We start from the raw sequence: 24,206 nt of genomic DNA on the forward strand, positions 1-24,206 counted from the left end.
TGGCCGTGGGCGAAGGGGTGGCGGTCGGCGGCGGGGTGGAACTGGGCGTGGCGGTGGGGGGCGCCGACGGGGTGGGCGTGGCCGTGGGGGGCGGGGGGTAGAGGGTGTAGGAATCGATTTCGTCCCCGGCGGTGTTGAAGAACCTGAAGGTGATGTGATCGGATGCGGCTTCGATCCATTGGGCGCCCCAGTCGGCGTTGTAGCGGACTTGACTGATCGGCTGGGGAGTGGTGAACGAATAGAGGTCGCCGCCGCCCGCGCCATTGACGAAGTAGGGGATCCCGTCGACGCTGAGACGTTCGTAGTGATGGGCGTGGCCGGCCAGGACGGCATCGGCCCCCCAGGCGGCGAACGGCCAGCGCATGTAGGCGACGCCGGGAGCGTAGGAGGAAGAGGAAGAATACGGGCAGTGGTGCAGATAAACGATATTCCAGACCGCGGTCGAGGCGGCAAGCCCGTTTTGCAGCCAGATTCCCTGCGTCGACCCGGCCGAGGTTCCATCCGGTTCGTTGGTGTCGCTGTCGAGGGCGAACAACCGGATTATGTTCCGAGAGTCGACCAGGTCGTAGTAGCGCTCGTTGCCGGGCAGAGCGAAGTAGTCGTAATAGGGCGCCGGCGGGTAGGTGTACCAGTCGTGGTTCCCCATCACCGGCCAGAAACGGTTCTGGGTGGCCGAAGAAAACCAGCTCCCGGTGTAGGGATAGATGTAATCGGAGTAGAACTGGCCGATATTGCTATCGATGGTGAAGGCCGATCCCACCGGGTAATTGTTGTCTCCCAGGGTGATGATGAAGTCCGGGTCCCAGCTTTTAACCAGGTCGGCCACGTCTTCCTCGTGTTCGGGCCCGAGATTTCCGCAAGCTTCGCCGTAGTCGCCGATGACGGCGAACCTGACCACGGGCGCCGGCGAAGGCGAGGTCGTCGGACTGGGCGAGGGCGGAGGCGACGATGACGGGGTCGGGCCGGGGGACGGGGTCGTGGAACCCGTGGTCGAAGGCGACGGAGACGGCGGAACGCTGGGAGAAGGAGACGGCGGCACGGAAGGCGAGGGCGCAGGAGACGCGGTGGGAGACGGGGAGACGGTCGGGGTGGCGGTGGAAGAACGAGTCGGGGCGGGCGATGGCGGGGATGAAGGAGAGGGCGACGGCGTACAGCCGGCGACGGGCGACGGAGACGGCGGGGGGTCCGTGGTAAGCCGCAGGCTGTGAGTCCAATCATGGTCGCCGGCGGCGCTGACCACCCAATCGTAGGCGGCGGTTTCGTAGCCGTTCCCGGGCCAGGGGTCCATGTAGTAGACGTTGTCGCCCTCGATTCCCCGTCCGGCCAGGAAATGCCCCCCTCCCCCGACCCAGCCCCAGCGCATGACGAAAGGACGGCCGGCCGCGATCTCCGCGGTCACGGTGGCCTGGGAGAGCTCGGCGGCGGTGGCGGCGCTGGCCACCCCCCAGTGGGCGAGGATGGCCTGCAGGCTCCCCGAGGTTCCGTACAGGTAATTCCAGTAATTACAGTCGACGTTGTCCCAATTAAACGTCGGGTTCCCGCAGCAATCGGCCCGGGTCCAGGCCCAATTGGCGATCTCGCACTGGGTCGGTTCTTGGCCGTAATATACGAGTATGGGCTGCGACGTTCCCGCCCAGCACCATTGGCTGTGCTCCTGGAACGTTTCCGGAACCGACAGGACCGCTCCTTGTCCGCAAAAGGCGGCCCACAGAAAGACCGATAGGGCCAGCAATGAAGACAGGCGGAACCGGGTCCGATCCGGCCCGGGGGATTGCCTTTTAACGTCCCGGCGCATTCAGATTCTCGGCGACGACGGGCTTGAGACCGGCCATGACCTGGGAAAGTTCCGCGAGTTCGGGATAGCCCGGTCCGCTCTTGAGCCCCGGAGCGAAACCCCGGCCCTCGAAACTCAGGGGCGTAAAATTGTAGTCGTCGAGCCCGGGGAGCGTGAAGAAGTAAGCCGCCGCCTGGTAGACGGCCACCAGCCGGGGACGGTACCCCCGTGGGGCCCAGTGCCGCCCGATTTCGCTCCATTCCCGGGCCAGGGCGGCTTTGCCGATCCCGACCGCGGTCCAGGCTCCGTTCATCTCGGCCACCGTCAGCACGGCCCTGGGCTCGCCCCCGACCTCGACCGGGAAGAACCAGCTTCCGGCGGGGCGGATGAGCGACGAGACCGTAACGTCCGGACCGGCGTTCAGCAGATCGCGGGGCGCCATGCTGTAGAGCCGGAAAGGCTCTCCCAGCCCGGCTTGGGCTAAATCGTCGACGGGAGCGAATCCGTATGCTGCCCGGTCCGCGGCGGGGATGCTCTCAAGAAACGGCCGCAGACCCGCGCGGGCGGCGGCGGATACCTCGTCCGGCGCTTCGTCCCCAAGCACGGACCCGGAAACCGTGGCCGTCGCCAGCCAGAACATACAGAACTGCAACCACGGCCGCGGTGTTTTCATTGTTCCTCCCGGCGAAGATGGGATCGATCGACATCTTGTATAAATATAACACCTAACGGCCCCGGAGGAGAGCGTTCGGGGGATGTTTTCAGGGTTCAGGGTTCGGGGTTCAGGGTTCAGGGAATTCAGAATACAGTATTCAGTAGCCCTCCGCCTTGCCCCCCAATGAGTCCACAGATGGGGAGGAACGCAAAGAGCATGGAGCATAGTGCATAGAGCAAATCCGCTTGTGCCCTCTTGTGCCTTTTGTGGCTAACCCTCTTCCCTTCATGCTCTTCATGTCCTTCATGGTAAATCCTCCCTGAACCCTCTCTTCCCCCTCTCTGTGTCTGTGGTTAATCCCCCGGTTTTGGGGGCGGGTGGGAGTTTTGATTTGACAGGCCGAAGACGGCGCAGGAGGATTTACATAACGGAACCAAGGAGAGCAAACCCATGAAAATCGCGGTTACGGCCCAGGGAACCACCCTGGAGAGTTTCGTGGATCCTCGCTTCGGCCGCTGCCGGTACTTTCTCTTTATCGACAGCGGGTCCCTGGCGGTGGATGCCCGCGGCAACGAATCGGCCGGGGCGGCCGGCGGCGCCGGGATCCAGGCCGCCAAGTACGTGGTCGAGCAGGGAGCCGAAGCCCTGATCACGGGCTCCGTGGGCCCTAACGCCGCCGGGGTGCTGCGCGAAAGCGGCATCGCCGTCTACCGAGGCGCGGGTACCGTCGGCAGCGTGGTGGAAAAGCTCGCGGCCGGGAAGCTGCCCCCGGCGGAACTCCGGGCCTGATCCGTCGTACCACGGACGGCGCCCGGGATAAGAACCCGGCTTATGTTCGGAACGGTCCTCCTGGTCGCGGTTACGGTGATGGAGTTCTACGTCTTCTGGCGCATCTCCTCGGTTCCTCGCGTCAGGCGCTTCTTGCCGCCGGGGCCGCTGGCCGCCATCGGCGCGGGACTCTGGATACTCTTCTACCTGGCGCGCTTCGTCAGCCACGGAAGCCGGAGCGCCGCGGCGACGGGGGTGGAAGTGGCGGGCATGATCTGGCTGGGGGTTCTCTTCATCACGTTCGTCTGCGTGCTGGCGGCGGACCTGTTGACCGGTTTCGGCTTCTTCTTTCCCCGGACGGCGCCGAGATGGCGCGGCGCGGCTCTCCTGGCGGGGGGGGCGCTCTCCGTCCTGGCACTCGTCCAGGGTCTGCGCCCGCCGGAAATCGTCACCTACCATATCCGGCTGCCCGGCCTTTCCCCGGAACTGGAAGGGATCAAGTTGGCGGCGATCGCCGACACCCACCTGGGAACCATCCTGGGTGCGGATTGGATGAAAGCGCTGGTGAACCGGGTCGAACGGGAACGACCCGACGCGATCCTGCTTCTCGGCGATATCCTCGAAGGCTACGGAAACGATCCGGAAGAGCTGATCCCGGTCCTCCGGGGCCTTGCCGCACCGCTGGGGGTCTGGTCGGTTCCCGGCAACCACGAATCCTACGGCCGGGAAACCGTCACCCGGGAGATTCTGGACGGGGCCGGTTTCAACCAACTCTTCAATACCCATACCGAACCGCTCCCCGGCCTGGTTCTGGCCGGTATCGACTATCGGCGGGAGCGGGAAGGAGAGGAAAACGACGAACGTCTTGTCCAAGCCCTGGGAGGAAAACCGGAGGGAGTCGCCATCCTGCTCTCCCACTCGCCGGCGCCGGCTGAGGCCGCGGCCGGGGCCGGCGTGGACCTGATGCTCTCCGGGCACACGCACGGGGGGCAGATCTGGCCCTGGAGTCTGCTGGTCAAAACCCGGCATCCCTGGCTGGCCGGGCACTATCGGGTCGGATCCATGCAGATCATCGTCAGCCGGGGAGCCGGCACCTGGGGGCCGCGCATGCGGCTCTGGCAACCGGGCGAAGTTTCGATCGTCGTCCTGCATCGAGCGGATGCGGGCCTGGAGACTTCTACACCTGATTACTCTGATTAACTCCGATGGGGGAGTTCCGGATTCAGGAAACGATCGCCATGAAGAACATGAAGGGCATAAAGGGAAGAGGGTTAGCCACAAAAGGCACAAGAGGATTCAGGATTTGTTTTACTCTATGCACTATGCTCCATGCTCTATGCTTTTTCGACCATGAAGGGCATGAAAGGGGGAGAGTGAGGGTTCAGGGTTCAGGAAGGGAGTTGAACCACAGGCCACAGAGGGGGGGAGAGGGTTCAGGGTTCAGGGTTCAGGGTTCAGGGTTCGGGGTTCAGGTTCGGAGAAAGGTCATTGCGAGGAGCCGAAGGTGACGAATCGATCTCTTGATCAGTCCAAGTATAAGGAGATCGCTTCGCTCCGCTCGCAATGACGGGAATATGCTCTATGCCCTATGCTCTTTGCGTTCCCCTCCATCTGTAGCCTCTGTGGTTAATGTTTCTCATTCATGCTGAAGCCAGGCTCATAACTCGGAAGTTGGAATGAACGCCCACGCCGCCCGGAACGATCCCGGGGACACCAATACGCTGCCCTGGCCGGCCGGAATCGCAGCCGGTCGCGCTCTGGTCTATCGGCTTACCTTCTTTTTCCTGCCCCTGTTCCTGATCGAACATGGACGGACCGGGTGGGAAATCGGAGCGCTGATGTCGCTCTTCGCCCTCACCACCCTCCTGCTGGCGATGCCCTTCGGTGTTTTCAACGACCGGATGGAATCGCGCCGGCTGGTTATGGCCGGCTTCGTCGGTCTGACCGTCTTTTACCTGGGCCTGGGTTGGGCGGGCGAAGGGTGGACCCTGATTCTCATTTTCCTTCTCGGGGGACTGGGCGCCAGCATCACCCAGGTCTCGCTGGAGAGCCTGGTGTTGAAAAGCGCGCGGCCGGAGAAACGGGGCGGACACTTCGGGATCTACAGCTCCGTCACCACCCTGGTCTTCGCCGTCGCCGTCGTCGCCGGGGGCTGGCTTCTGGAGACTTTCCGCTTTCAGGCGGTCTTCCGGGCTTCGGCCGCCGGCTGCGTGGCCCTGGCCCTGCTCTCCCTGCGGCTCGGGCGCAGCCGGGAGGTCAGAAGCCCGATCTCCACCTACCGGAGCGATACTTCCGAACGGGGCAAACGGATCTTTATCGTTATCCTCTTTTTTTTCGCCTTTCATTGGGGGGCCGAAGTCACTTCCTACACCCCGTTCCTACGCGAACGGTTCGGCTACGATCTGAAAGCGACCGGACTCTATATGGGCACGGCCCTGGCCGCGCTGGCCGGGGCCTCGTTCCTGGGGGGCAGATATTCGGACCGGCTGCTCTCGATCCGCGGTTTGATGGGGTGGGGGTTCGTCCTTTCCGGCGCCGCCCAGATCCTGATGATCTTCCCTCCCCCGGGGCTGAGCCTGGCCTTCCGCGTCGCCCATGAGATCGGGGACGGACTGATCATGGTCCTCATCTTCTTCTGGGCCTCGAAGGTGTTCCACGTCGACCGGCTCAGCGGCAACTACGGCGTGCTTACGTTCGCCCTCCTGGCCGGACAGACCGTTTCCTCCCTGATTTTCGGGCCGGTGGGAGCCGCCTGGGGCTATGATGCGCCGCTGTGGATGAGCGGGGCCGTCATCCTTCTGTGCTTCGCCGCCCTGAGGCGGTTCCGGCACGAAATCTTCGCCGGGGTCTGAGCTGGGGGGAAAGTGGGAAAGAGAGGGTTCAGGGTTCAGGGTTCGGGGTTCAGGGGGGGAAGCATGGAGCATAGAAGCCCCCGGAGATTTCTGCACCCGTGCAAAGCAAAGGGCATAGAGCATGGAGCACATTGTCATATGTAGCATGGATGGCGGCAAAGAGCATAGGGCATAGAGTAATCCCCCTGAACCCCGAACCCTGAACCCTTATCGCACCTGATTACTCTGATTAACTCTGATGGGGAAAGATTTATATGGGGGACCAAAGGCCGTCACGTCCTGAACCCCGAACCCTGAACCCTCTCTTCCCCCCCCCTACAGTAGCTACATGCCTACATGTGAAAAAAATCGGAATCCCGGGGGGGGGCGGCTCAGCGGCGGCCGACGGAGGAGATGAGGTCGCGAAGCTTGGCGCTGTCGAGATTACGGAGGTAGAGCGGGGCTTTCTTTTCCGGCTGGAAGCGGCGGACCTCCTCGTCGAAAGGCTGGGGATGAGCGGGGTTGACGTAAAAAACGCCCAGGGGAAGCTTCTCGGTCTCGAGGGCGCGACGGAAGGCCGCTTCCTGATCGGAAGGATCGTGGTCGGCACCCAGGGGGTAGGTATGCTCCCGGAACCAGGCATAGGTGTTGAGATCGTTGTAGGAAACGCACGGCTGGAGGATATCGACCAGGGCGTACCCCCGGTGGGTTATGGCCCGTTTCACGATCTCGCGGGTGCCGTCGGGGTCGCCGATGAAGGCGCGCGCCACGAAAGACGCGTTGAGGGCGACGGCCAGCGCCACGGGGTTGAGGGGCTCCTCGTACACCCCGTGGACCTGGACCGGGGTCCGAAACCCCGGTGCGCTGGTGGGCGAGGCCTGCCCCTTGGTCAGGCCGTATACCATGTTGTTATGGACCAGGTGGGCGATGTCGGGGTTGCGGCGGATGGCATGGATGAAATGGTTTCCCCCTTCGCCGTAGGTGCAGCCGTCCCCGCTTGCGGCGATCACGGTCAGACCGGGGTTGGCGGCCTTGATGGCGGTGGCGGGGGGAAGCGCGCGGCCGTGGAGCCCGTTGAAATAATGACAGCGCAGGTACTGGGGAATCTTGGCCGCCTGGCCGATGCCCGAGACCATGACCAGATGCCGGGGCTCGATCCCGAGCTCGGTTAAAGCCCGGGTCAGCATCTTCAAAATGCCGAAGTTGCCGCACCCGGGGCACCAGGCGATGTCCAGGCCGGCCATCTCGAACCGGTCGGCGCTCATCGGGAAAGCTCCCTTTTGACTGCCGCTGAGAGTTCTTCCACCGAGAACGGCAACCCGTCGTATTTGCGGACGGATCCCGCAACCTCCTGACCCGTGGTCATCCGAATCAGGCGGGCGAACTGGCCGGTGGCGTTGTTCTCGACCGCCACCGTCCGGCGCGCGCGTTTCATCCAGTCGCCCAGGTCCGGCCAGAGCGGATGAATCCAGGAAAAATGCAGATACCCCACTCCTTCTCCCTTCAGTCCCTCCAGAGATTCGATCAGGGCTTCGCGGGTCGACCCCCATCCCAACACAAGAAGACGGTAATCCTCGTCGCCGAAGAATTCGGGGGCGGGAACGGCTTTTTCGATCGCCGCGGCCTTTTTCAGCCGCTTGTCGACCATGGCGGTGCGAACGACCATGGATTCGGTGATGTGGCCGCTCTGATCGTGCTCGTCGCTGTCCGCGCAGACCAGACCGTCCCCGAACCCGGGAACGCCCCGAGGCGAAATTCCGGTGTCGGTGAAGGCGTAGCGGCGGTACTCCGGCGAAGACTCGACCAGCGCTTTTTCGACGGAAAAGCCTTCGAGATCGAAGGGGGCGAGATCGTAGTGCGAATCGAGCAGATATTGGTCGGTGAGAACGACGACCGGCACCTGGAAACGGTCGGCCAGATTGAAGGCTTCCCGGGAGAGACTGAAGGCCTCCTCCAGCGACCCGGGGGCGAGCAGTATCCGGGGGAATTCGCCGTGACCGGCGAAGAGGGCGAAGAGCAGGTCGCCCTGTTCGGTCCGGGTGGGAAGGCCGGTGGCGGGCCCGGGGCGCTGGGCCAGGTGGATCACCGCCGGGGATTCGATCGCCCCGGCCAGGCTCAGCCCCTCCGCCATCAGGGCGAAGCCCCCGCCCGAGGTGGTGACCAGGGCGCGGGCCCCGGCGAACCAGGCGCCCAGGGACATATTGACGGCGGAAATTTCGTCTTCCGCCTGCTCGACCTCGATCCCGAAACCGTCGGCGTGGCCGGCGATGAACACGCCCACCCCGGTCGAAGGCGACATCGGGTAGAACGAAAGGAAATCGCAGCCCCCCGCCATCGCTCCCAGGGCGACGGCCTCGGTCCCGGCCAGAAGCAGTTCCCCGGGGCGGCCCGTGCCGGGCAGGGAGGGGACATCCTCACCGCGCTCGGCCCGGAACCGTTCCCCGATAGCGTACCCGCGGTCGAAGGCCGTCCGGTTGCCGGCCGCCACCTCGGCGCCTTTCCCGGCGAAGTACGCCTCCACGGCCTCCCCCGCCGAGGAGCGCTCAGCTCTCAGAACACCGGCCAGGACCCCGGCGGCGATCGAGTTCACGTAGTGCTCGGCGCCGATCTCGCGGGCCATTTCCCGCCAGGGGACGGCCAGAAAAATTCCGCGGCCCGACTCCTTCTCGGGCAGATCGTCGGCTTCGCCGACGACCAGCGAGCGCGCGGTGAGGCGCTCGCCCAGGTGCGCGGCGCCGCCCCGGTGCAGCACGAGAGCCACGTCCACCCGTTCCGAGTAGGCCCGGACCGGGCGGGACGAGACCCGGATCGAGGTCGTGTTCATTCCTCCCCGGATCCGGGACATGTACTCCCGTGAAGAAAAAACGTGGTTGCCGCCCCCTTTGAACAGGGAGAGGAGCAGGCTTTCCACGGTTTTGATCCCCTGCCCCGCCTGGCCGCAGATGGCCAGGGAAACATCGTCGGGCCGAGACGGCATTATCCTCTTACCTCCCCGGGACGCCGAAGCGCCCCCTCCACGGAACGGGGGGCGCCGGCCTCGCGGCCGGCGCCCCTTCTGTTCGAACCGGACCGGCTCTCAGTAGGGATAGGGGTTGGTGACCTGGTCGTCGGTGGACGCGCCGTAATAGGCGGTGAGACCGTTGCGCACCATCCACTTGCCCTGCGAAGGCCGGAAGACGGCGATGTCCGCGGTCCCGTCGCCGTTATAATCGGCGCCCACCGGGATGTCGGTGGCGGCACCGAAGTAGGCGGTGAGACCGTTGCGGACCAGCCACTTGCCCTGCGAGGACCGGAAGACGGCTATGTCCGCGGTCCCGTCGCCGTTGTAGTCTCCGGGGACCACGGTGTCGGTGGCGGCCCCGAAGTAGGCGGTAAGACCGTTGCGGACCAGCCACTTACCCTGCGAGGGCCGGAAGACGGCGATGTCCGCGGTCCCGTCGCCGTTGTAGTCCTCGGGGACGACTTCGTCGCTGGAGGACCCGAAGTAGGCGGTCTGGCCGTTGCGCACCATCCACTTGCCCTGCGAGGGCCGGAAGATGGCGATGTCCGCGGTCCCGTCGCCGTTGTAGTCTCCGGGGACCACGGTGTCGGTGGCGGCCCCGAAGTAGGCGGTGAGCCCGTTGCGGACCAGCCACTTGCCCTGCGAGGGCCGGAAGATGGCCACGTCCCAGGCGCCGTCGCCGTCATAGTCCTGCGGTACCGGGAGATCGGTGGAGCTGCCGTAGTAGGAACGGGTGCTCTGACGGATCAGCCACAGTCCGTTGGACGGACGGTAGACCGCGATATCGGCGGTGCCGTCGCCCGTGTAGTCGCCGATGACCGCGCCGCCGCCGGTGACCGGAGTCGGAACGGGGGTCGGAGTGGTCATGGCCGACCCCTTGTAGAAGACGGCGTCGTCGGCGTAACCGGCCAGGGCCAGCGACGGGTTCTTGGCCTCGATGTCGACCCGGGCGTTGGCGGTGCCGGCGATAGCGGTCTGGGTGACCTGGATCAGCTCCCACTGGCCGGACGTGGTGGAGTAGACGTTTTCGGTCCAGTAGGTGTAGTAGCCGGTCTGGCTGTACCAGCGGCCGCCGATTCCCATCATCCCGGGAGAAGCGGAGTAAACCCAGACCGCGAAGGTGTAGGTCTCGCCCGGCTCGATCGGGCCGATCCAGCTCTGGTAGACTCCACGCCCGAAGGTACCGGGTGTGGTGTAGTTGTCGAAACTGGCGGAGTAGTTGCCGGAATGAACGATCCCGCTCTCGCGGCCGACATCCACTCCCCACTCCACCGTCCACTCATCGGGGTAGTAGGTCCCATAGGTGTCCTGGGTCCAGGATTCGAAATCTCCGTTATCGAGAAGGTTGCCCCCCACGGGCGTGGGCTGCACCGGGGTGGTGAGGGGGGACGGGCTCGGAGTCGCGGTCGGAGGGACCGAGGGAGTCGCGGACGGGGTCTTGTAGCCCTCGGGGGTGGGGGAAGGAGTGGGGGTGGCGTCGAGGGAGGCGCGGTTGAAGTAGATGTTGTTCCCGCCGTCGCCGGCGCGGTACTCGCGCCAAACCACGTAGAAGTACCCGGCCCCGGCGTCGAGGGAGATGGACTCGTTGCGCTGGTCGCCGTCGGGGGTGGTGCCTTTCCCGTCCACGCGGAGGTCGGCGGACCAGCTGGACCCGGAATCGGCGCTGTAGCGGCAGACCAGGGTGTCGATGATCTCCGTGCCCTCGGTATAGTTGGCGGTGTCCTCGTAGACGCTGAAAAGGCTGCCGGTGGTGTCGACCAGCATCTTGGGATAGCCGCAGGAGTAGGTGACCAGGGTCTGGACCGACCAGGTTTCCCCGACGTCGTCCGACTTGGCGAAGCGCAGGCGGTTGTCCTCGGCCCAGAGGGCGTAGACGTTGCCGCCGTCGTCGTCGCCGACCTGGTAGGTGGCCTTGTCCACGTAACCGCCTCCGGAGAGCATGGTGTCGGAGTAGGGGAATGTCTCCCCGCCGTCGTCGCTGCGGGTGGTGTAGATCCCGTATTCGCGGCCGCCCTGGTCGGTGTTGGCCCACCAGAAAGCGTAGGCGTTGGCGTCGTCGGCGATCACCTTCTGCCGCTGGGCGATGGTGACCACGGTGGCGGGTTCGCTCCAGGTCACCGACCCGGCGTTATAGTTGCCCTTGATCACGACGAAGGTGGCAGGAGGCTGAAAATTTTTATCGCCGTACCAGTAGATGGGGTCGTCGTTGGCGTCGACGGTGACGCCCGGGTACTCTTTGAAGTTGGTGGTCATGGTCACGAGCGGCTTCCAGGTCAGGCCGTCGTCGTCGGAAAAGCGGAAGACCATGTCATAAAAGTTCTGAAAGGCGGCATAGACCTCGCCGGTGGGCGAGGCGGCCAGGGAGAGGCTGTAGGAATCGTTGGCGGCGGCACTGCCGTTGTCGAGGTAGGTGAGGGCGCTGAAGGTGCCGGTCATGGGGTCGAGGCGCTGAAAAGCGATATCGCCGCGGCGCCCCTCGGCCCAGTGGTCCTCGGCCCAGCCGAAGTAGGCGTAAGTTCCGTCGGTGACCAGTTTCAGCTCGTCTGAGGTGACGGAGCTGAGCTTGACGTCCGTCCCCAGCCAGCTGGCCCCGTTGTCGGTGGAGTAGTTGCAGTAGACGGAATCGTACCCGTCCCGGTAGTCGATCCAGGCGGCCACGACCGCGTCGGTGGCCAGGGAGACCAGGCCGAATTCGCTGGATGCGACCGTCCCCCCGTTGGAGTTGACGCGCAGGTCCGAGGACTCGAAGCTGATCGACCACCCGGCCCCGCACCAGACCGCCGCGGCCACCGCGGCCAGCAAGATCGCTGCTGAACGTCTCATGGTTCCTCCCCATGGGTTAGGAGTTAACAACATTCCAAAACAATATAGAATATCACCGGGCCCGGGCAAAGCCAAGGAAAAGCTCCCGAAAAGAATTAAACACGGAATGGCCGGGGCCCCGAAGGGGTAGCGCCCCCCTCCGGGGCCCCGAAAACGCCGGATTCAGGCCGGAAATCAGCGGGTTTCCAGCCCCTTGAGGCGGAACCCGAGGAACAGCATCGAGATCCCGGCCAGCAGCGCCAGAATCCCGAACAGCCAGGCCAGGGCCACCACCCCGGAAAGGGGATGGAAGATGACGATCAGGGCGAAGAAGAGAAAAACGACCCCGGTGAACCCCATGACCCCCCGGCCGTCCATGCCCGGCGGCATGTTGAAGGCGTTGGAGAGCTGGGTCACTCCCGCCACCAGCATCCAGACGACCAGGAGAATGGCGATCCCCACCACGGCCGCTCCCGGCCAGAAGAGGGCGACGATCCCGATGAGAATGTCCGCTATCCCCTGAACCGCGGCCCCGCCCCGGGCGGCGGCGGGAAGGTGGCGCAGCGAGATCAGCAGGGCGAGTCCCTCGGCCAAGACAAAGGCTCCGAAGATAATCACCAGGACCCAGAGGGTGGCACCCGGCCAGACCAGGGCGAAGATCCCCAAAATCACGGCCAAAATTCCCCGCAGCACCAGGACCCACCAGTTCCGAGCCAATTCACCCACGGTAAACCTTACCGGGGTATCCGCCATCGACAACGCCGACATCGCGCACCTCCCTGTTGGTTTCGCCCCGTAACCCGGGGCGAACAAACTTCAATAGCAGTTTAGCCGTCCGCGTCGCCGAGGTCAAGCGCCGCCGTCCGGCGTTCGAGGATTTTCTTGCGCTCCCGGACGGGGGTTGGGGTATGATGCCGTCGCGAACACTCAACCTGGAGAAAGGATCGAACCATGACCGCACGCACCGCACTTCTGCTGTTGGCCGGCGCGGCGTTCGTCCTCGGGGGATGTCAGAGCACGCGCCCCGCGGGCGAAGCCGTTCCCGCCGGGAGCGAACCGGCCGACGTCATCATCATCGACACCGGGGAACTGGAACCCGGCGTGGAAGCCGAGCCCCTTCCCCTCCCCACGCCGGCGGCGCTGGATCTCGATTGGGAGGAGATCCGGGCCCTGGGCCGGCCCTACACCGTCGAGCGCGGCGACACGCTCAGCGCCATCGCCTCCCGTTACGACGTAGGCGTGGGCCTGTTGGCGCGGATCAACGACCTGGCGGATCCCGACCGGATCCGGGCCGGACAGACCATCACCGTCGTGTCCGGACCATTCCGGGTCGAGGTGGACAAGGGAGCGCGGACGCTGCGCCTGTACCGGAACGAGACCCTGATCAGGACCTATCCGGTCACGATCGGCAAGAACGACAGCACGCCCGAGGGAGAGTTCGTCGTTCTTAAAAAACTGGTCAACCCCGCCTGGACCGACCCCTACAATCGGGTGATCGTCACCGCCGACGATCCCGACTACCCCTTGGGAACCCGCTGGATCGAATTCAAGGCCCCGCCGGGAGCCTACGGTATTCACGGGAGCCGCAAAGCCGAGGAGATCGGGGAAGCGGCCTCGTTCGGATGCGTCCGCCTCCTCCACCCCCAGGAAGAGGAACTCTACGATTTCCTCATCATCGGCTCCCCCGTCGTCATCCGGCCCTGACCGGCGGGGCGGCCTTAACGGCCGCGGGTGAGCTGGTGGACCTTGCGGGAAAAGAGGGTGAGGAGCAGGATCTTGATGTCGAAGAAGAGCGACCAGTTTTCCAGGTAATACATGTCGTACTCGACCCGGGTTCGGATCGAGGTGTCGCCCCGCAAGCCGTTGACCTGCGCCCAGCCGGTCAACCCCGACTTGACCAGGTGCCTGGACATGTAGCGGGGGATGCTCTCCTTGAAGCGTTCGACGAAGACCGGTCGCTCCGGGCGGGGCCCGACCAGGCTCATATCCCCGCGGAAGACGTTCCATAACTGGGGGAGTTCGTCCAGGCTCAAGCGGCGCAGCAGGCGGCCCAGGGGCGTGGCCCGGGGGTCGTCGTTGGCGGGAAGCACCGGGCCGGTGCGGTCCTCTGCGTCTGCGGGCATGGTCCGGAGCTTGTAGATGGTGAAAATCTTGCCGTTCTCCCCCATCCGTTCCTGGCGGTAGAAGACCGGTCCCCGCGAGGTGAGCTTGATCAAGGCCCCGCAGGCCAGGACCACCGGGGAGACCAGGATGAGGCCCACGGCGGACCCGGCCAGGTCGAAGCAGCGTTTGCGAAACCGGTTCCAGCCCCGGTTGAGCGGAGTCGGGCGCAATCCCAGGAGAGGAACCCCGTCCAGGTTCACCACTTCCACCCGGCTGGTCATGATGGCGAAGACGTCGGGGACCAGGCGGACCGAGATCAGTTGTTTCTCGCAGCGCACGATCGCGTCCAACAGCAGTTCGTGGGGAAGCTCGAGGCTGGTGATGATCAATTCGTCGGGCCGGGTGGCTTCGAGCACGGCGTCCAGGTCGTCGAGGCCGCCCAGGACCATTCCCGGGGGAAACTCCTCCGGATCCGGCGGCGCCTTGATCCAAGCCAGCCCCGCCACTTCCGCTCCCCAGCGGGGGTTGCGGCGGAAATTCTCGAAAAGCCGGCGGGCGACCGGCCCCTCTCCCAGCAGGAGCACCCGGCGCGGCTGACGGTTCCGTCTCCAACACTTCAATTCGGCCAAGTCCAGGCCACGCCGGGCCAGGGTGAGTCCGAAGATCGAGAGCGCCCAGAAGAAACCGACCAAGCGCCGGGAGTAGGAGAAGTCTTCCCGATAGAGGAAGGTCAGGGCCATCAGGCTGAAAACGGCCACGGTCACGGCCTTGGTAATGGTGAAAAAGTGCCAACTGGAAGAGAAATATGTGCGTTGGTGATAAAGGCCGAACCATTTAAAAACCAGCCAGAACAGCGGGATGACCACCAGGAGCGCCTCCAGGTACTCGTTCAGAGGAGGCACGCCCTTGGTTACCGGGAAGACCGCTCCCAGGACGGAATGGAAGCCGATCCAGTAGGCAAGCAGCGTGCTGGCCATGAGGATCAGACCGTCCACGGCCAGGGCGGAGACCGTAAAAAAGGCCGTCAACCGGCGTTGAGCTTTAAGCCTATTCCCGTTTTCGCTCATGGTTCGGCAGATATTCCTTCAGTTCGGCGGCGATACGGCCGCGAAAGATCGACCGATCGAATTTCAGCGCGTGGCTTCGTATCCGGACGGGATCGAAGTCGCCCTCGTGTTCCAGAAAATCCCTGACGGCCTTCTCCAGGTCCTCCTCCGACGGCCGGGTATAGAATATTCCGGTCGGTGCCTCCTCTCCGGGATCTCCCCAGGGAATCGTGGTTTCGGTCAATCCGCCCCGGCCCAGTCCGATTACCGGGCGGCCGCAGGCCTGAGCTTCCAGGGGAACGATACCAAAATCTTCCAGCCCTGGAAAGATCAGCGCCCGACAGCCTCGGTAGAGTTCCCGGATCTCCTCGTCGGGGAGCCAGCCCATAACCTCGACCCCGGGACCGGCCAGGCGCCGGAGACGATGTTCCAGGGGACCGCTTCCCGCCACCTTCAAGGGCAAACCCAGGCGGTTGAAGACGGCCACCGCCGTTTCCACCCGCTTGTAAGGGACCAGGGCCGAAACTATGAGAAAATAACTGCCGGACCGGCCGCCGGGCGCATAGAAATCGGCATCCACCGGGGGAAAAATCACGTCGGCTTGGCGGCCGTAGGCCCGGTAGATCCGATCGGCCACCGTCCGGGAGATGGCCACGAACCGGTCGACACGGGGGGAAGAAGCCCGGTCCCAGCGGCGCAGGTATCCCAGGAACGGGCTCAGAACCGCCTGCTTCAACCGGTTCTTCCCGAAATAATCCTCGGAGAAGAACCAGGCGTAGCGCATGGGGGTGAAGCAGTAACAGAAATGGAAGGAGCCCCGGCGGCGGCGCGCCCCCTTGGCCACGGCGTGGCTGGTGCTGACGACCAGGTCGTAACCGGAAAGGTCGAAGCTTTCGACCGCCCGGGGGAAGAGGGGAAGATAGCTCCGGTAGCGGTTCGCCGAGCCCGGGAATTTTTGAAGAAAAGAAACGCGGACGTTCATCCCCCGGATCCGTTCGGAAACACGCTCGGGCCGGTAAAAAAGGGTGAAGATGTCGGCGGAGGGGAAGAGTTCGCAGAAAACTTCGAGCACCTTCTCTCCCCCCCGCATCCCGTTGAGCCAATCATGAACCAGGGCCACGTTCACCGCCCGCCCTCCAAAAGGGCCCGATACATTTCCCGAGTGCTCCGCGCCGTCGCCGCCCACGAAAATTCGGCGGCGCGGCGCCGGCCCCGGGCCGACAGCTCTTCCCGAAGCGCGGGTTCGTCCCAGACCCGCCGCAAAGCCCCGGCCAGGGCCCCGGCGGTACCGGGGTCGACCACCATTCCGGCGCTTCCGACCACTTCGGGCAGGGAGCCGCGGTCGGAAACGATTACCGGGGTGCCGCAGGCCATCGCCTCCAGGGGGGGGAGTCCGAACCCTTCGTAGAGAGAAGGGAGCGCCACCACTCGAGCCAGGTTGTAGAGAGCGATCAGCTGGGCTTCGTCGGCTCCGTCCACGACCGTAACGCGCCCGGCGAGCCCCTGCCGAGAAATCTCGTCGATGGCCTCGGGGTAACGCGGATCGGGATGGCCGGCCAAGACCAGGCGGGCCGTCGCCGCGGCGGCGGAGAAAGAGGCGAACTCCCGGACCAGCCCGGCGACGTTCTTATAGGGATCGAAACGGCCGACGTAGAGAACGAACGGCTCGGACGCATCCACTCCCGGGGGAAGGAGAGCTGCCGCTTCCGGCCGGGGAAGCGGCCGGTACGCGGGATCGATCCCGTTATGGATCACCTCGATTCGGGCGGCCTCGACCCCGAGGAAGGCCCTGATATCGGCGGCGGTGGTTTCGGAAACGGCGACGATGCGGGCCGCCCGGCGCACGCAGCGGCGCAGCACCCACCGGAAAACGAAATTGAAACGCGTCTTCAGGGCGCGGGGGGTGAAGTAGGGGAAACGCAGGGGTATGAGATCGTGAACGGTGGCGATCATCGGAACCGGAGAGGGGGCCAGGGGGATGAAATAATTGGTGGAATGATAGAGGTCCGCTCCTTCCTTCCCCAGCCACCGGGGCAAGCCGAGTTGGGATCTGGGGTCGTAAATCCCCCAGGGAACCAGCCGGCAGCGCAGGCGCGGGCGGTCCGCCCAGCGGGCGGCGTAGCGCTCTTTCAGCGAGCGGTCGTTGAAAATCAGCAGGTATTCCTCGTCGCCCTCGACCTCTCCCAGGTGTCCGATCAGTTTCTCGGTAACGCGCCCGATCCCCGACATCCGGGAGAAGATCCACCGGGCATCGATGCAGATCCGGGGCGGCGAGGCGCTCTTAGCCTTCATCGCCGCCTCCCTTCGAGCCCAGGGCCTCGCGATAAACCTCCAGAGTTTTGCGGGCCGCTTCCTCCCAGGTGAACCGCAGCGAGTTGGCGGTGCCGGCGAGCACTAGTCTCTCCCGCTCCCCTTCGTCGGAAAGCAGGCGTTCGAGGACGGCGGCCATCTCCTCCGGGGAAGCGGGGTCGAACCAGGCCGCGGAGTCCCCGAGCATCTCGGGAAGAGCACCGGTGCGGGAAGCGGCCACCGGCGTCCCGGCGGCCTGGGCTTCGAGGGGGGGGAAGCCCTGGCCTTCGTAAAAGGACGGGAAGACGAGAACCCGGGCTCCCCGGTAGAGGGCGGGGAGGTCCAGGCGCGCGACGTAGCCGGTGCGGACGACGCCCCGCCCCAGAGCCGGATCGGCCAGGGCTTCCTCCAGGCCCCCGGTCAACCAGCCGTCCATCCCGGCCACGACCAGCTTGCACCCGGCGACGGCGGGGCGGGCAGCCAGGATTTTCCAGGCCTGGAGAAGACCGGGAAGGTTCTTGCGCGGTTCCAGGGTGCCCACGGTCAGGACATACTTTTCGGGAAGACCGTAACGGAAGCGCACCCGGGCCAGTTCGTCCGCCAGCACCGGTTTCCGGAAAAGTTCGTCCACGCCTCCCGGAACCACCCGCACCCGGCCGGGGGCCAGAGGGTAACAGGCCAGCAGTTCCCTGCGCGTGAACTCCGAAATGACGATCACCCGGCTCGAATCGAGGAGACTGGCCGGAAGTTTTCTCTCCAGGTAGCGGCGGTTCCTCGGCTCGACGAACTCGGGATGGCGGCGGAAGGTCAGGTCGTACACGGTGCTGACGGCGGGGACTCCGCCGGTAGGGCGAATGATGAAGTCGGGGAAGTGAAAGAGGTCGAACCCGGGAAGCAGCCAGTTGACGGGGGGGAAACCCACCGTCTTCCAGCTCCAGCGCAGCCACCGGGCCGGCAGCCGCCCCTGAACCGGGGCCATCCGGGCATAGACCGGGGCGGGGAGGTCGGGAGGAACCGAACCCCGAAAACAGTAGGGAACGATCTTCTCGGGGGGGGCGAGACGGGCCAGCCCTTCCATCAGGCCGCGGGTATAGTACCCCACCCCGCTCAAAACCCCGACCAGACTCTGAACGTCCACGGCTATTTTCATCGCCCCCATCCGTTGCCGCCCGCCACCCGTACGCCGGTTGTCCCGACGTCTTGGTGTACCATGTGTCCCATCCGCGACCGGCGAGCCGCCTTTGACCTTGACCCCCCGGGGAACCGCGGTTCATTATACGTGATCGGGACGGCAAATGACACGGAGGGTTTCCCATGCCCCCGCGGGAAAAGCACATCCGAGCCGAAGCCAGTTTGAGCCAGCTGGAAACGGTGGTCGATTCCATCATCGGGTTCGCCGCCGAATGCGGCCTGCCCCGCGAGGCCCTGGACGAGATCCACCTGGCCGTGGACGAAGCCTGCACCAACATCATCAATTACGCCTATCCGGCGGGCGTGCCGGGGCCCCTGGAAGCCGTCTGCCGGTACGACGAGGCGGGAGGTTTCTCCGTCGTTCTCCGGGACCGGGGCAAGCCCTTCGATCCCACCTCGATCCCCTCTCCCCGCCTGGACCAGGACCTGGAACACCGTCCGATCGGAGGGCTGGGGATATTCCTGATGAAACAGATGATGGGGGATCTCCGGTACCGGCGGCGGCCGGACGGGATCAACGAACTGACCATGAGCAAGCTCCCCCCGTGCAGATGAGGCCGAAACGGCCCCGAGCGCGGAAAGATATCTCCCTGGGCTCACTCTTCCTGCTGGGCCTCCTGGCCGTCGCCGCGGGCTGCGCCTCGCCCCCGTCCGATTGCGGGAACATCTGCTCCATCTTCGCCGAGTACCCCGACTGGTACGAAGCCGCCCGGGACGCCGAGAGGAGATGGGGGGTTTCCATCCCGGTGATGATGGCGATCGTCTACCAGGAATCCAGTTTCCGGGACGACGCCCGCCCCCCCCGGACCTGGATCTTGGGGTTTATCCCCGGACCGCGGCCTTCTTCGGCCTACGGCTACGCCCAGGCACTGGACGAAACCTGGGATCTTTATATGCTCAAAACCGGAAAGCGGTGGGCGGAGCGGGACGACTTCGGCGATACCATGGACTTCCTGGGATGGTACTGCGACCAGAGCTCCCGGCTCTGCGGCATATCGAAGAGAGACGCCTACCACCTCTATCTGGCGTACCACGAAGGCCATACCGGCTTCAACCGGAGAACCTACCGGAACAAGACCTGGCTTCTCCAGGTCGCGCTCAAGGTGCGCAAGCGGGCCGCGACCTATGCCCGGCAACTCAGCGGGTGCCGACGGCAATTGGATGAAGAAGCCGATTCCGGCTTCTGGTTTTTTTGACGAAGCCCGCGGGACGCCGGCGGCATTTCGCTTGGCGGCGGCGTCCGGTTGTGGTAAATATAGCCGAAGTCTCCGAAGGAGCGTCGATACGGAAAGAGAGGCATCATGCATATCCCGGAAGCGGCCCTCTGGGCGATCATCATCGGATTCATCGTCGTAACCGCGGTTTCTATCTATCTGGTCAATACCTTCATGGTTTCCTGAATCCGCGGATGAATGTTCCCCTGCCCCCGCCTCCTCCCCGCCGCCCCAAGGCCTGGGACCTCCCCCTGCCCCCGGTGGCGGCCGAAGAACTGGCACTCTCCGACGATGACGGGTTCGTCTTCCGCTTCGCCGTCTATGGAGACAACCAGCGCGGGGTGCCTATCCACCGGCGTATCGCCGAAAATATCGCCCGATCCAATGCGACGGTGGTCCTGCACGTCGGCGACTACGTCCAGGACGGGCGCCAGGAACCGCAATGGGACGAGCAGTTCGCCCGACCCGCCGCCGAGCTTCTGGCGAACACGATTTTTCTGGGAGTCCAGGGCAACCACGATCGGAACAGTCCCCGTTATTACGACCTGCTGCGGCCTCCGGGGAAGAAACCCTGGTTTCGGAAATTGGTCGGCCCGGTGGCGTTTTTCGGTCTGGACACCAACCTGGGGTTGAAAAACGGATCGGACCAACTGGAATGGCTGGAACGCGCCCTGGCCCGGACCCGGCGAAAATGGAAGGTGGCTTTTTTCCACGAACCCCCCTATTCCTCTTCCTGGCCCTGGCCGGGAGGGGCGCTCAAAACCAGAAACACGATCATGCCCCTGCTCGAAGCCGCCGGAGTCGACCTGGTTTTCACGGGGCACATCCACAACTACGAGCGGTTCCATAAAGACGGCATCCCCTACATCATCACCGGAGGAGGGGGCGATACCCTCTCCAAGCCCGAACAACTGCCCAACCCCTTCCGCCGCTGGACGGCCATGCTCCATCACTTCTGCACCGCCGACGTCTACGGCGACCGGATCGAGGTTCTGGCCCGCGATCTGACCGGAAAGCCTTTCGACGGGTTGGTGGTCCGCAAGGGGAGTCTGACGGAAGCGGAGGTGGAGGAGAGGAAGAGCTACGAAGGGCCGCTCCCGCAGCGCCGCCCGACCCTGGGCGGCCGGAACCGGCGGAGGCCGGGGAAAAACGGCGCCGGGGAGGCGCCCTGGGGGCCGGCAACCGGCAGGGGAAACGCCGGGGGTTGAACGTTTCCGCACCCCCGGCGGTCATAGATATCGTATCCGAGGCCAAAGACCCGGAAAAGACTTTGACTATGGTTCGACGCCGATGTCATACTGCTCGAGCTTGAACAACCAACGGCGGGGGAATCCCGTCGCACTGCGAGGAGTGTACGCATGAAAAAATTACTTTCCCTGACGTTAGCATCGGTCCTGGCCGTGGCCCTGGCCGGTTGCGGCGGCGACGGGGAGGACGACTCCACGGTCGCCCTTCCCGGCTCCATGGCCGGCGGCCAACAGGGGCCGTCCAATCCCCTGGCGGGCCTGGCTCCCGAAACCGTTCTGGTTACGGTCGATCAGACGCCGGTCACCGCCGGCGAAATCAACGCCGCCCTGGATATGATGCTGGCTCAAGCCGCGGCCCAGAACGGAGTCGCCCCCGGCCAGATGCAGGGGTTGCGGCCGCTCCTGGTCGGGCAGGCCATCCAGAACCGGGTCGGCCAGATTCTCCTCGAAAACGCCCTGGCCGGGACGGATATCGCCGTCAGCGACGAAGAGATCGCCGCCGAATTCGATACTCTTCCCCCGGAAGTGCTGACACAAGCCCGGGCCCGGGGAATCGCCGACGAAACCATCCAGGACAATATCCGGCAGGCCTTGAAATTGAAGAAGTACCTGGGCGTGGCCGACGCCACCGAGGAAGAAGTCGCAACCTTCTACCGGGAAAATCCCGATCAGTTCGCCGAACCGGAATCGATCGCGGTCCGTCATATCCTGATCGGCTACCAAGGCGCTCAGGGCTCGGCCGCGACCCGGACCAAGGAAGAAGCCGCGACCCTGGCCGCCGAGATCCGCGCCCAGGCCGAGGCGGCCGACGCCGATTTCTCGGCCCTGGCCCGCCAATACAGCGAATGTCCCAGCGCGGCCGCGGGAGGGATGCTGGGTGAGACGGTGACCAAGGGACAGATGGTCCCGGCTTTCGAGGAAGCCGCTTTCTCCCTGGATACCGGGGTAGTGAGCCAGGTGGTCGAAACCCCCTTCGGTTACCACCTGATCCTGGTGGAGGACCATACTCCCGAGGGTACCCTGACTCTGGAAGAAGTTCAGGACCGCCTCTCCGACAATCTGACCCTGCGCAAGCTCCAGGAAGCGCTGGTTAAAAAGATGGACGAACTTCAGGGAACCGCCGAGATCGTCTATACCCCCGGATTCGAGCCTCGGGCCCCGAAGCCGCCCGAACCCGCTCCCGCTCCCCGGGCCGAGGATATTCCCCCGGAGCAGGAACCTCAGACCTCCCTTCCTCCGGCACCGCAGCCTCAGCCTTAAATCCGCCCGGCCGGGCCGGGGCGGCGGCGTATCCGGACTCCCCGCCCGGGCCCGTTCAGGGAGAAAGAGACGGGACCGGGGCGTTCCCTCGGTCGAGTTTTACCCAGATCGGGCTTGACCACGCCATCTCCCCGTCCTCCTGAACGGCCTTGAGGTAATACCAGGTTTCGCCGGCGACGGGGTTCGGATCTTCCAGCAACCCCCGGGCCGTCACTCCTTCTCCGGGTTCCCGGAAAACCACGTCTCCGGCGCGGACGATTTCGACCCGGGCCAGCGGAGCGCAGGCAATAACCTGGTAGGACAACGGCAGCGGACCCGAAGCGGCGGACCATGAAGTTTCCGAGCCCATGGGGGAATCGGCCGCCCGGAAATTGAGGATGATCTTGGGACCGCTGGTGGCGTAGACCCGGCGCGCCTGGAGAGCTTCCCACACAGATTCCCGGGTCAGGTCCTTCGCCCAGACCCCCATGATCCCGGTCACGAGGGCGCCGACGCTGCGGCGGCCGGGATGGCCGTCATGCGTGTCGCCGCCGCCGATCATCCCCAGCCGATATCCGCGCTCGAGAGCGTCCCGGACAAAGGCTCCCTTGACCGGGTGGTAGATGGCCTTTTCGCAGCCGTAATATTCCGAAGATCCGTGAATGGAGCAGACTTCCACCAAAGGCTCCATCGCCGGAGGGGGGATACTCCAATCCTCGGGAACGGGCCCTCCCCCGGGATGGTGGGCCACGGTCATGGCCGGGTAAGGCTTCAGCAGTTCCCACAGTTCCGGGGGCGTATCGCTGGCGGGGTCGAGGGAGGTGAAGACGGGCCCGTCGCCATCGCGGAAATAGACGTTGCGGTGCCCGTAGTTCCAGTTGGTCCACTCGTAACCGGCCAGGGTGACGAAGGACCCGGGGCGGTAGGCCTCCCGGGCGGCCGCGCAGTTGCGTTGCCAGGGCTCCCCGGGGAAGCGGATGGTCCCGTAGTCGCAGTGATCGGTAACGGCGGCGATGTCCAGTCCGGAAACGATCCGGGCGAACCGGTAGAAATCTTCGGGGGTGCCGGTCCCGTCCGAGACCCGGGTATGCCCGTGGATATCCCCGAAATACAGGTTCAGGGCGGAACTTCCGGGACGGCACCAGGTGACGTTACCGGTCCCTTCCAGGTCGCCGGGGCCGGAAATACGGAAAAAATAGATCCCGGCGGCGGCGGGAATCCATGCGAACCTGACGCTCTCCGCCTCCTCGACCAGGTCCCGGAGCAGGCGGCCGGCCTCGCGGCCGTCTTGAACCACGGTCAGTTCGTAGGAACCGGGGGGCAGGCGCCCCCAGTTCCCGGCCGGGTCGAGGCCGCAGCCGACGACCTCCAGCTCTTTTCCGGGAACGACGATCGAAGGGGAGTGGACCTGAAGCCGAACCGGGTCCCGGGCCGAGATCGCCACCGCCGGCGAGGGCTCGAGCGGAGCCGAGTGCCCGTCGCCGTCGGCGTCGACAAAGACCTGGAACAGCTCGGCCGCCTCGGCGAAACGGTCTACCCGGACCCGGCGGTAATCGAGGGTGACCGTCCCTCCTCCCGGAATCGACGCGCCGGGGGAGCAGACCAGGACCCGGTTGAGCGGGAGGACCGCCGTCCGCAGCGGCGGGGAGGAAAAGGAAGCGGATACCTCGACGAAACCCGGAGCCCCGGGCTCCCGGGCCTGGGGGGGAGACCAGCCCCACCAGGGAGAAATCTGGAAGACGATGAACCCTCCCGGATCGATGCCCCCGGGCCCGACGGTGGCGGTGACCCTGAAATCGTGCTCCGACCCGACCGGGAAGGGCCCCCGGGGCTCGACCGACGCCTTCCCTTCGCGGTCGCGGGGAGAGGGCCGGGAGTCCAGGTAAGGGACGATCTCCGGGAGCCAGGGCTTTTCTTCGGGCCCGCGCGGGTTGAAGGCGGGCTCCTCTTCTTCCGAACACGCCGCGGCCAAAGCGCCGCACATCGCCGCCGCGGCCAGAAACCGGACCGGAAGCGATCTCCGGCGGCGCGCCGGCATATTCTCCC

Annotated in this window: 20 protein-coding genes; 9 read left to right on the forward strand and 11 right to left on the reverse strand. The window is 65.1% G+C overall.

The window, feature by feature from the left end; translation table 11 throughout:
• Together PLZ73_04600 and PLZ73_04605 are read right to left on the reverse strand one after the other, a co-directional pair.
• Positions 1-1,795, reverse strand: a 1,795-nt coding sequence (locus PLZ73_04600; GenBank protein ID HOO77150.1) for a metallophosphoesterase, incomplete at its 3' end; no start/stop codon positions are given.
• Complete coding sequence (locus tag PLZ73_04605) at positions 1,779-2,447, reverse strand: hypothetical protein (GenBank protein HOO77151.1); 669 nt, start codon at positions 2,445-2,447, stop codon at positions 1,779-1,781. The genes PLZ73_04600 and PLZ73_04605, both read right to left, overlap by 17 nt.
• Before the next feature lie 432 nt (positions 2,448-2,879).
• Here PLZ73_04605 and PLZ73_04610 point away from each other — a divergent pair, with 432 nt between their 5' ends.
• The 4 genes from PLZ73_04610 (at position 2,880) to PLZ73_04625 (ending at position 6,049) form a co-directional block, all read left to right on the forward strand.
• Complete coding sequence (locus PLZ73_04610) at positions 2,880-3,218, forward strand: NifB/NifX family molybdenum-iron cluster-binding protein (GenBank protein ID HOO77152.1); 339 nt, start codon at positions 2,880-2,882, stop codon at positions 3,216-3,218.
• 42 nt (positions 3,219-3,260) lie between these two features.
• Positions 3,261-4,397 (forward strand): metallophosphoesterase, encoded by a 1,137-nt coding sequence (locus PLZ73_04615; protein HOO77153.1) that lies wholly within the window; start codon positions 3,261-3,263, stop codon positions 4,395-4,397.
• Positions 4,398-4,435: 38 nt separating this feature from the next.
• On the forward strand, positions 4,436-4,705 hold the full coding sequence (locus PLZ73_04620; GenBank protein HOO77154.1) for a hypothetical protein: 270 nt from the start codon (positions 4,436-4,438) through the stop codon (positions 4,703-4,705).
• 168 nt (positions 4,706-4,873) lie between these two features.
• Positions 4,874-6,049, forward strand: a complete 1,176-nt coding sequence (locus tag PLZ73_04625) for an MFS transporter (protein HOO77155.1) — start codon at positions 4,874-4,876, stop codon at positions 6,047-6,049.
• A gap of 371 nt (positions 6,050-6,420) precedes the next feature.
• Here PLZ73_04625 and PLZ73_04630 read toward each other — a convergent pair whose 3' ends face one another.
• The 4 genes from PLZ73_04630 to PLZ73_04645 all read right to left on the reverse strand — a co-directional run bounded on the left by PLZ73_04630 (position 6,421) and on the right by PLZ73_04645 (position 12,599).
• On the reverse strand, positions 6,421-7,293 hold the full coding sequence (locus PLZ73_04630; protein ID HOO77156.1) for a thiamine pyrophosphate-dependent enzyme: 873 nt from the start codon (positions 7,291-7,293) through the stop codon (positions 6,421-6,423).
• The gene (locus PLZ73_04635) at positions 7,290-9,005 is read right to left on the reverse strand and encodes a 2-oxoacid:acceptor oxidoreductase subunit alpha (GenBank protein HOO77157.1); all 1,716 of its coding nucleotides are present in this window, start codon (positions 9,003-9,005) and stop codon (positions 7,290-7,292) included. The genes PLZ73_04630 and PLZ73_04635 overlap by 4 nt, the downstream gene beginning before the upstream one ends.
• A 99-nt stretch (positions 9,006-9,104) precedes the next feature.
• Positions 9,105-11,852: a carbohydrate binding domain-containing protein gene (locus PLZ73_04640; GenBank protein ID HOO77158.1), complete on the reverse strand. Its 2,748-nt coding sequence runs from the start codon at positions 11,850-11,852 to the stop codon at positions 9,105-9,107.
• Positions 11,853-12,026: 174 nt separating this feature from the next.
• Positions 12,027-12,599: a DUF308 domain-containing protein gene (locus PLZ73_04645; GenBank protein ID HOO77159.1), complete on the reverse strand. Its 573-nt coding sequence runs from the start codon at positions 12,597-12,599 to the stop codon at positions 12,027-12,029.
• Between the two features lie 183 nt (positions 12,600-12,782).
• On the opposite strand from PLZ73_04645, the gene PLZ73_04650 reads away from it, so the two are divergent.
• A complete protein-coding gene (locus PLZ73_04650) occupies positions 12,783-13,535 on the forward strand; it encodes a L,D-transpeptidase family protein (protein ID HOO77160.1) in 753 nt (250 codons plus the stop codon).
• A gap of 14 nt (positions 13,536-13,549) precedes the next feature.
• Here PLZ73_04650 and PLZ73_04655 read toward each other — a convergent pair whose 3' ends face one another.
• Genes PLZ73_04655 through PLZ73_04670 form a run of 4 tightly spaced genes read right to left on the reverse strand, consistent with a single transcriptional unit; the run spans position 13,550 to position 18,419 of the window.
• Positions 13,550-15,001 carry an undecaprenyl-phosphate glucose phosphotransferase gene (locus tag PLZ73_04655; protein ID HOO77161.1) on the reverse strand — a complete coding sequence of 484 codons (1,452 nt, stop codon included), beginning with the start codon at positions 14,999-15,001 and terminating at the stop codon, positions 13,550-13,552.
• Positions 14,982-16,106, reverse strand: a complete 1,125-nt coding sequence (locus tag PLZ73_04660) for a glycosyltransferase (protein HOO77162.1) — start codon at positions 16,104-16,106, stop codon at positions 14,982-14,984. Before PLZ73_04660 ends, PLZ73_04655 begins: the two co-directional genes overlap by 20 nt.
• Positions 16,103-17,272, reverse strand: coding sequence for a glycosyltransferase family 1 protein (locus PLZ73_04665; GenBank protein HOO77163.1), 1,170 nt, complete (start codon positions 17,270-17,272; stop codon positions 16,103-16,105). Before PLZ73_04665 ends, PLZ73_04660 begins: the two co-directional genes overlap by 4 nt.
• Positions 17,262-18,419: a glycosyltransferase family 1 protein gene (locus PLZ73_04670; protein HOO77164.1), complete on the reverse strand. Its 1,158-nt coding sequence runs from the start codon at positions 18,417-18,419 to the stop codon at positions 17,262-17,264. Before PLZ73_04670 ends, PLZ73_04665 begins: the two co-directional genes overlap by 11 nt.
• Positions 18,420-18,583: 164 nt before the next feature.
• On the opposite strand from PLZ73_04670, the gene PLZ73_04675 reads away from it, so the two are divergent.
• From PLZ73_04675 to PLZ73_04690, 4 genes are all read left to right on the forward strand, one after another.
• Positions 18,584-19,015: an ATP-binding protein gene (locus PLZ73_04675; GenBank protein ID HOO77165.1), complete on the forward strand. Its 432-nt coding sequence runs from the start codon at positions 18,584-18,586 to the stop codon at positions 19,013-19,015.
• Entirely contained in the window at positions 19,012-19,656 is a 645-nt protein-coding gene (locus tag PLZ73_04680) for a hypothetical protein (GenBank protein HOO77166.1), read from the forward strand. The genes PLZ73_04675 and PLZ73_04680 overlap by 4 nt, the downstream gene beginning before the upstream one ends.
• Positions 19,657-19,868: 212 nt before the next feature.
• Positions 19,869-20,882, forward strand: a complete 1,014-nt coding sequence (locus PLZ73_04685; GenBank protein HOO77167.1) for a metallophosphoesterase — start codon at positions 19,869-19,871, stop codon at positions 20,880-20,882.
• 150 nt (positions 20,883-21,032) lie between these two features.
• On the forward strand, positions 21,033-22,181 hold the full coding sequence (locus PLZ73_04690) for a peptidylprolyl isomerase (protein HOO77168.1): 1,149 nt from the start codon (positions 21,033-21,035) through the stop codon (positions 22,179-22,181).
• A gap of 55 nt (positions 22,182-22,236) precedes the next feature.
• On the opposite strand, the gene PLZ73_04695 is transcribed toward PLZ73_04690, so the two are convergent.
• Positions 22,237-24,198: a CehA/McbA family metallohydrolase gene (locus tag PLZ73_04695; GenBank protein ID HOO77169.1), complete on the reverse strand. Its 1,962-nt coding sequence runs from the start codon at positions 24,196-24,198 to the stop codon at positions 22,237-22,239.
• Between the last annotated feature and the right edge of the window lie 8 nt (positions 24,199-24,206).

It is taken from the genome of bacterium (assembly GCA_035380285.1).
GTDB lineage: Bacteria > Auribacterota > Erginobacteria > Erginobacterales > DAOSXE01 > DAOSXE01.

What these genes read in the sequence shown, in the direction of transcription:
- PLZ73_04625 (HOO77155.1), top strand. Translation starts at nt 4,874, where the DNA reads ATGAACGCCCACGCCGCCCGGAACGATCCCGGGGACACCAATACGCTG.
- PLZ73_04610 (HOO77152.1), top strand. Translation starts at nt 2,880, where the DNA reads ATGAAAATCGCGGTTACGGCCCAGGGAACCACCCTGGAGAGTTTCGTG.
- PLZ73_04655 (HOO77161.1), bottom strand. Translation starts at nt 15,001, where the DNA reads ATGAGCGAAAACGGGAATAGGCTTAAAGCTCAACGCCGGTTGACGGCC.
- PLZ73_04695 (HOO77169.1), bottom strand. Translation starts at nt 24,198, where the DNA reads ATGCCGGCGCGCCGCCGGAGATCGCTTCCGGTCCGGTTTCTGGCCGCG.
- PLZ73_04630 (HOO77156.1), bottom strand. Translation starts at nt 7,293, where the DNA reads ATGAGCGCCGACCGGTTCGAGATGGCCGGCCTGGACATCGCCTGGTGC.
- PLZ73_04675 (HOO77165.1), top strand. Translation starts at nt 18,584, where the DNA reads ATGCCCCCGCGGGAAAAGCACATCCGAGCCGAAGCCAGTTTGAGCCAG.
- PLZ73_04685 (HOO77167.1), top strand. Translation starts at nt 19,869, where the DNA reads ATGAATGTTCCCCTGCCCCCGCCTCCTCCCCGCCGCCCCAAGGCCTGG.
- PLZ73_04690 (HOO77168.1), top strand. Translation starts at nt 21,033, where the DNA reads ATGAAAAAATTACTTTCCCTGACGTTAGCATCGGTCCTGGCCGTGGCC.
- PLZ73_04615 (HOO77153.1), top strand. Translation starts at nt 3,261, where the DNA reads ATGTTCGGAACGGTCCTCCTGGTCGCGGTTACGGTGATGGAGTTCTAC.
- PLZ73_04680 (HOO77166.1), top strand. Translation starts at nt 19,012, where the DNA reads ATGAGGCCGAAACGGCCCCGAGCGCGGAAAGATATCTCCCTGGGCTCA.
- PLZ73_04670 (HOO77164.1), bottom strand. Translation starts at nt 18,419, where the DNA reads ATGAAAATAGCCGTGGACGTTCAGAGTCTGGTCGGGGTTTTGAGCGGG.
- PLZ73_04605 (HOO77151.1), bottom strand. Translation starts at nt 2,447, where the DNA reads ATGAAAACACCGCGGCCGTGGTTGCAGTTCTGTATGTTCTGGCTGGCG.
- PLZ73_04635 (HOO77157.1), bottom strand. Translation starts at nt 9,005, where the DNA reads ATGCCGTCTCGGCCCGACGATGTTTCCCTGGCCATCTGCGGCCAGGCG.
- PLZ73_04665 (HOO77163.1), bottom strand. Translation starts at nt 17,272, where the DNA reads ATGAAGGCTAAGAGCGCCTCGCCGCCCCGGATCTGCATCGATGCCCGG.
- PLZ73_04620 (HOO77154.1), top strand. Translation starts at nt 4,436, where the DNA reads ATGAAGAACATGAAGGGCATAAAGGGAAGAGGGTTAGCCACAAAAGGC.
- PLZ73_04650 (HOO77160.1), top strand. Translation starts at nt 12,783, where the DNA reads ATGACCGCACGCACCGCACTTCTGCTGTTGGCCGGCGCGGCGTTCGTC.
- PLZ73_04640 (HOO77158.1), bottom strand. Translation starts at nt 11,852, where the DNA reads ATGAGACGTTCAGCAGCGATCTTGCTGGCCGCGGTGGCCGCGGCGGTC.
- PLZ73_04645 (HOO77159.1), bottom strand. Translation starts at nt 12,599, where the DNA reads ATGTCGGCGTTGTCGATGGCGGATACCCCGGTAAGGTTTACCGTGGGT.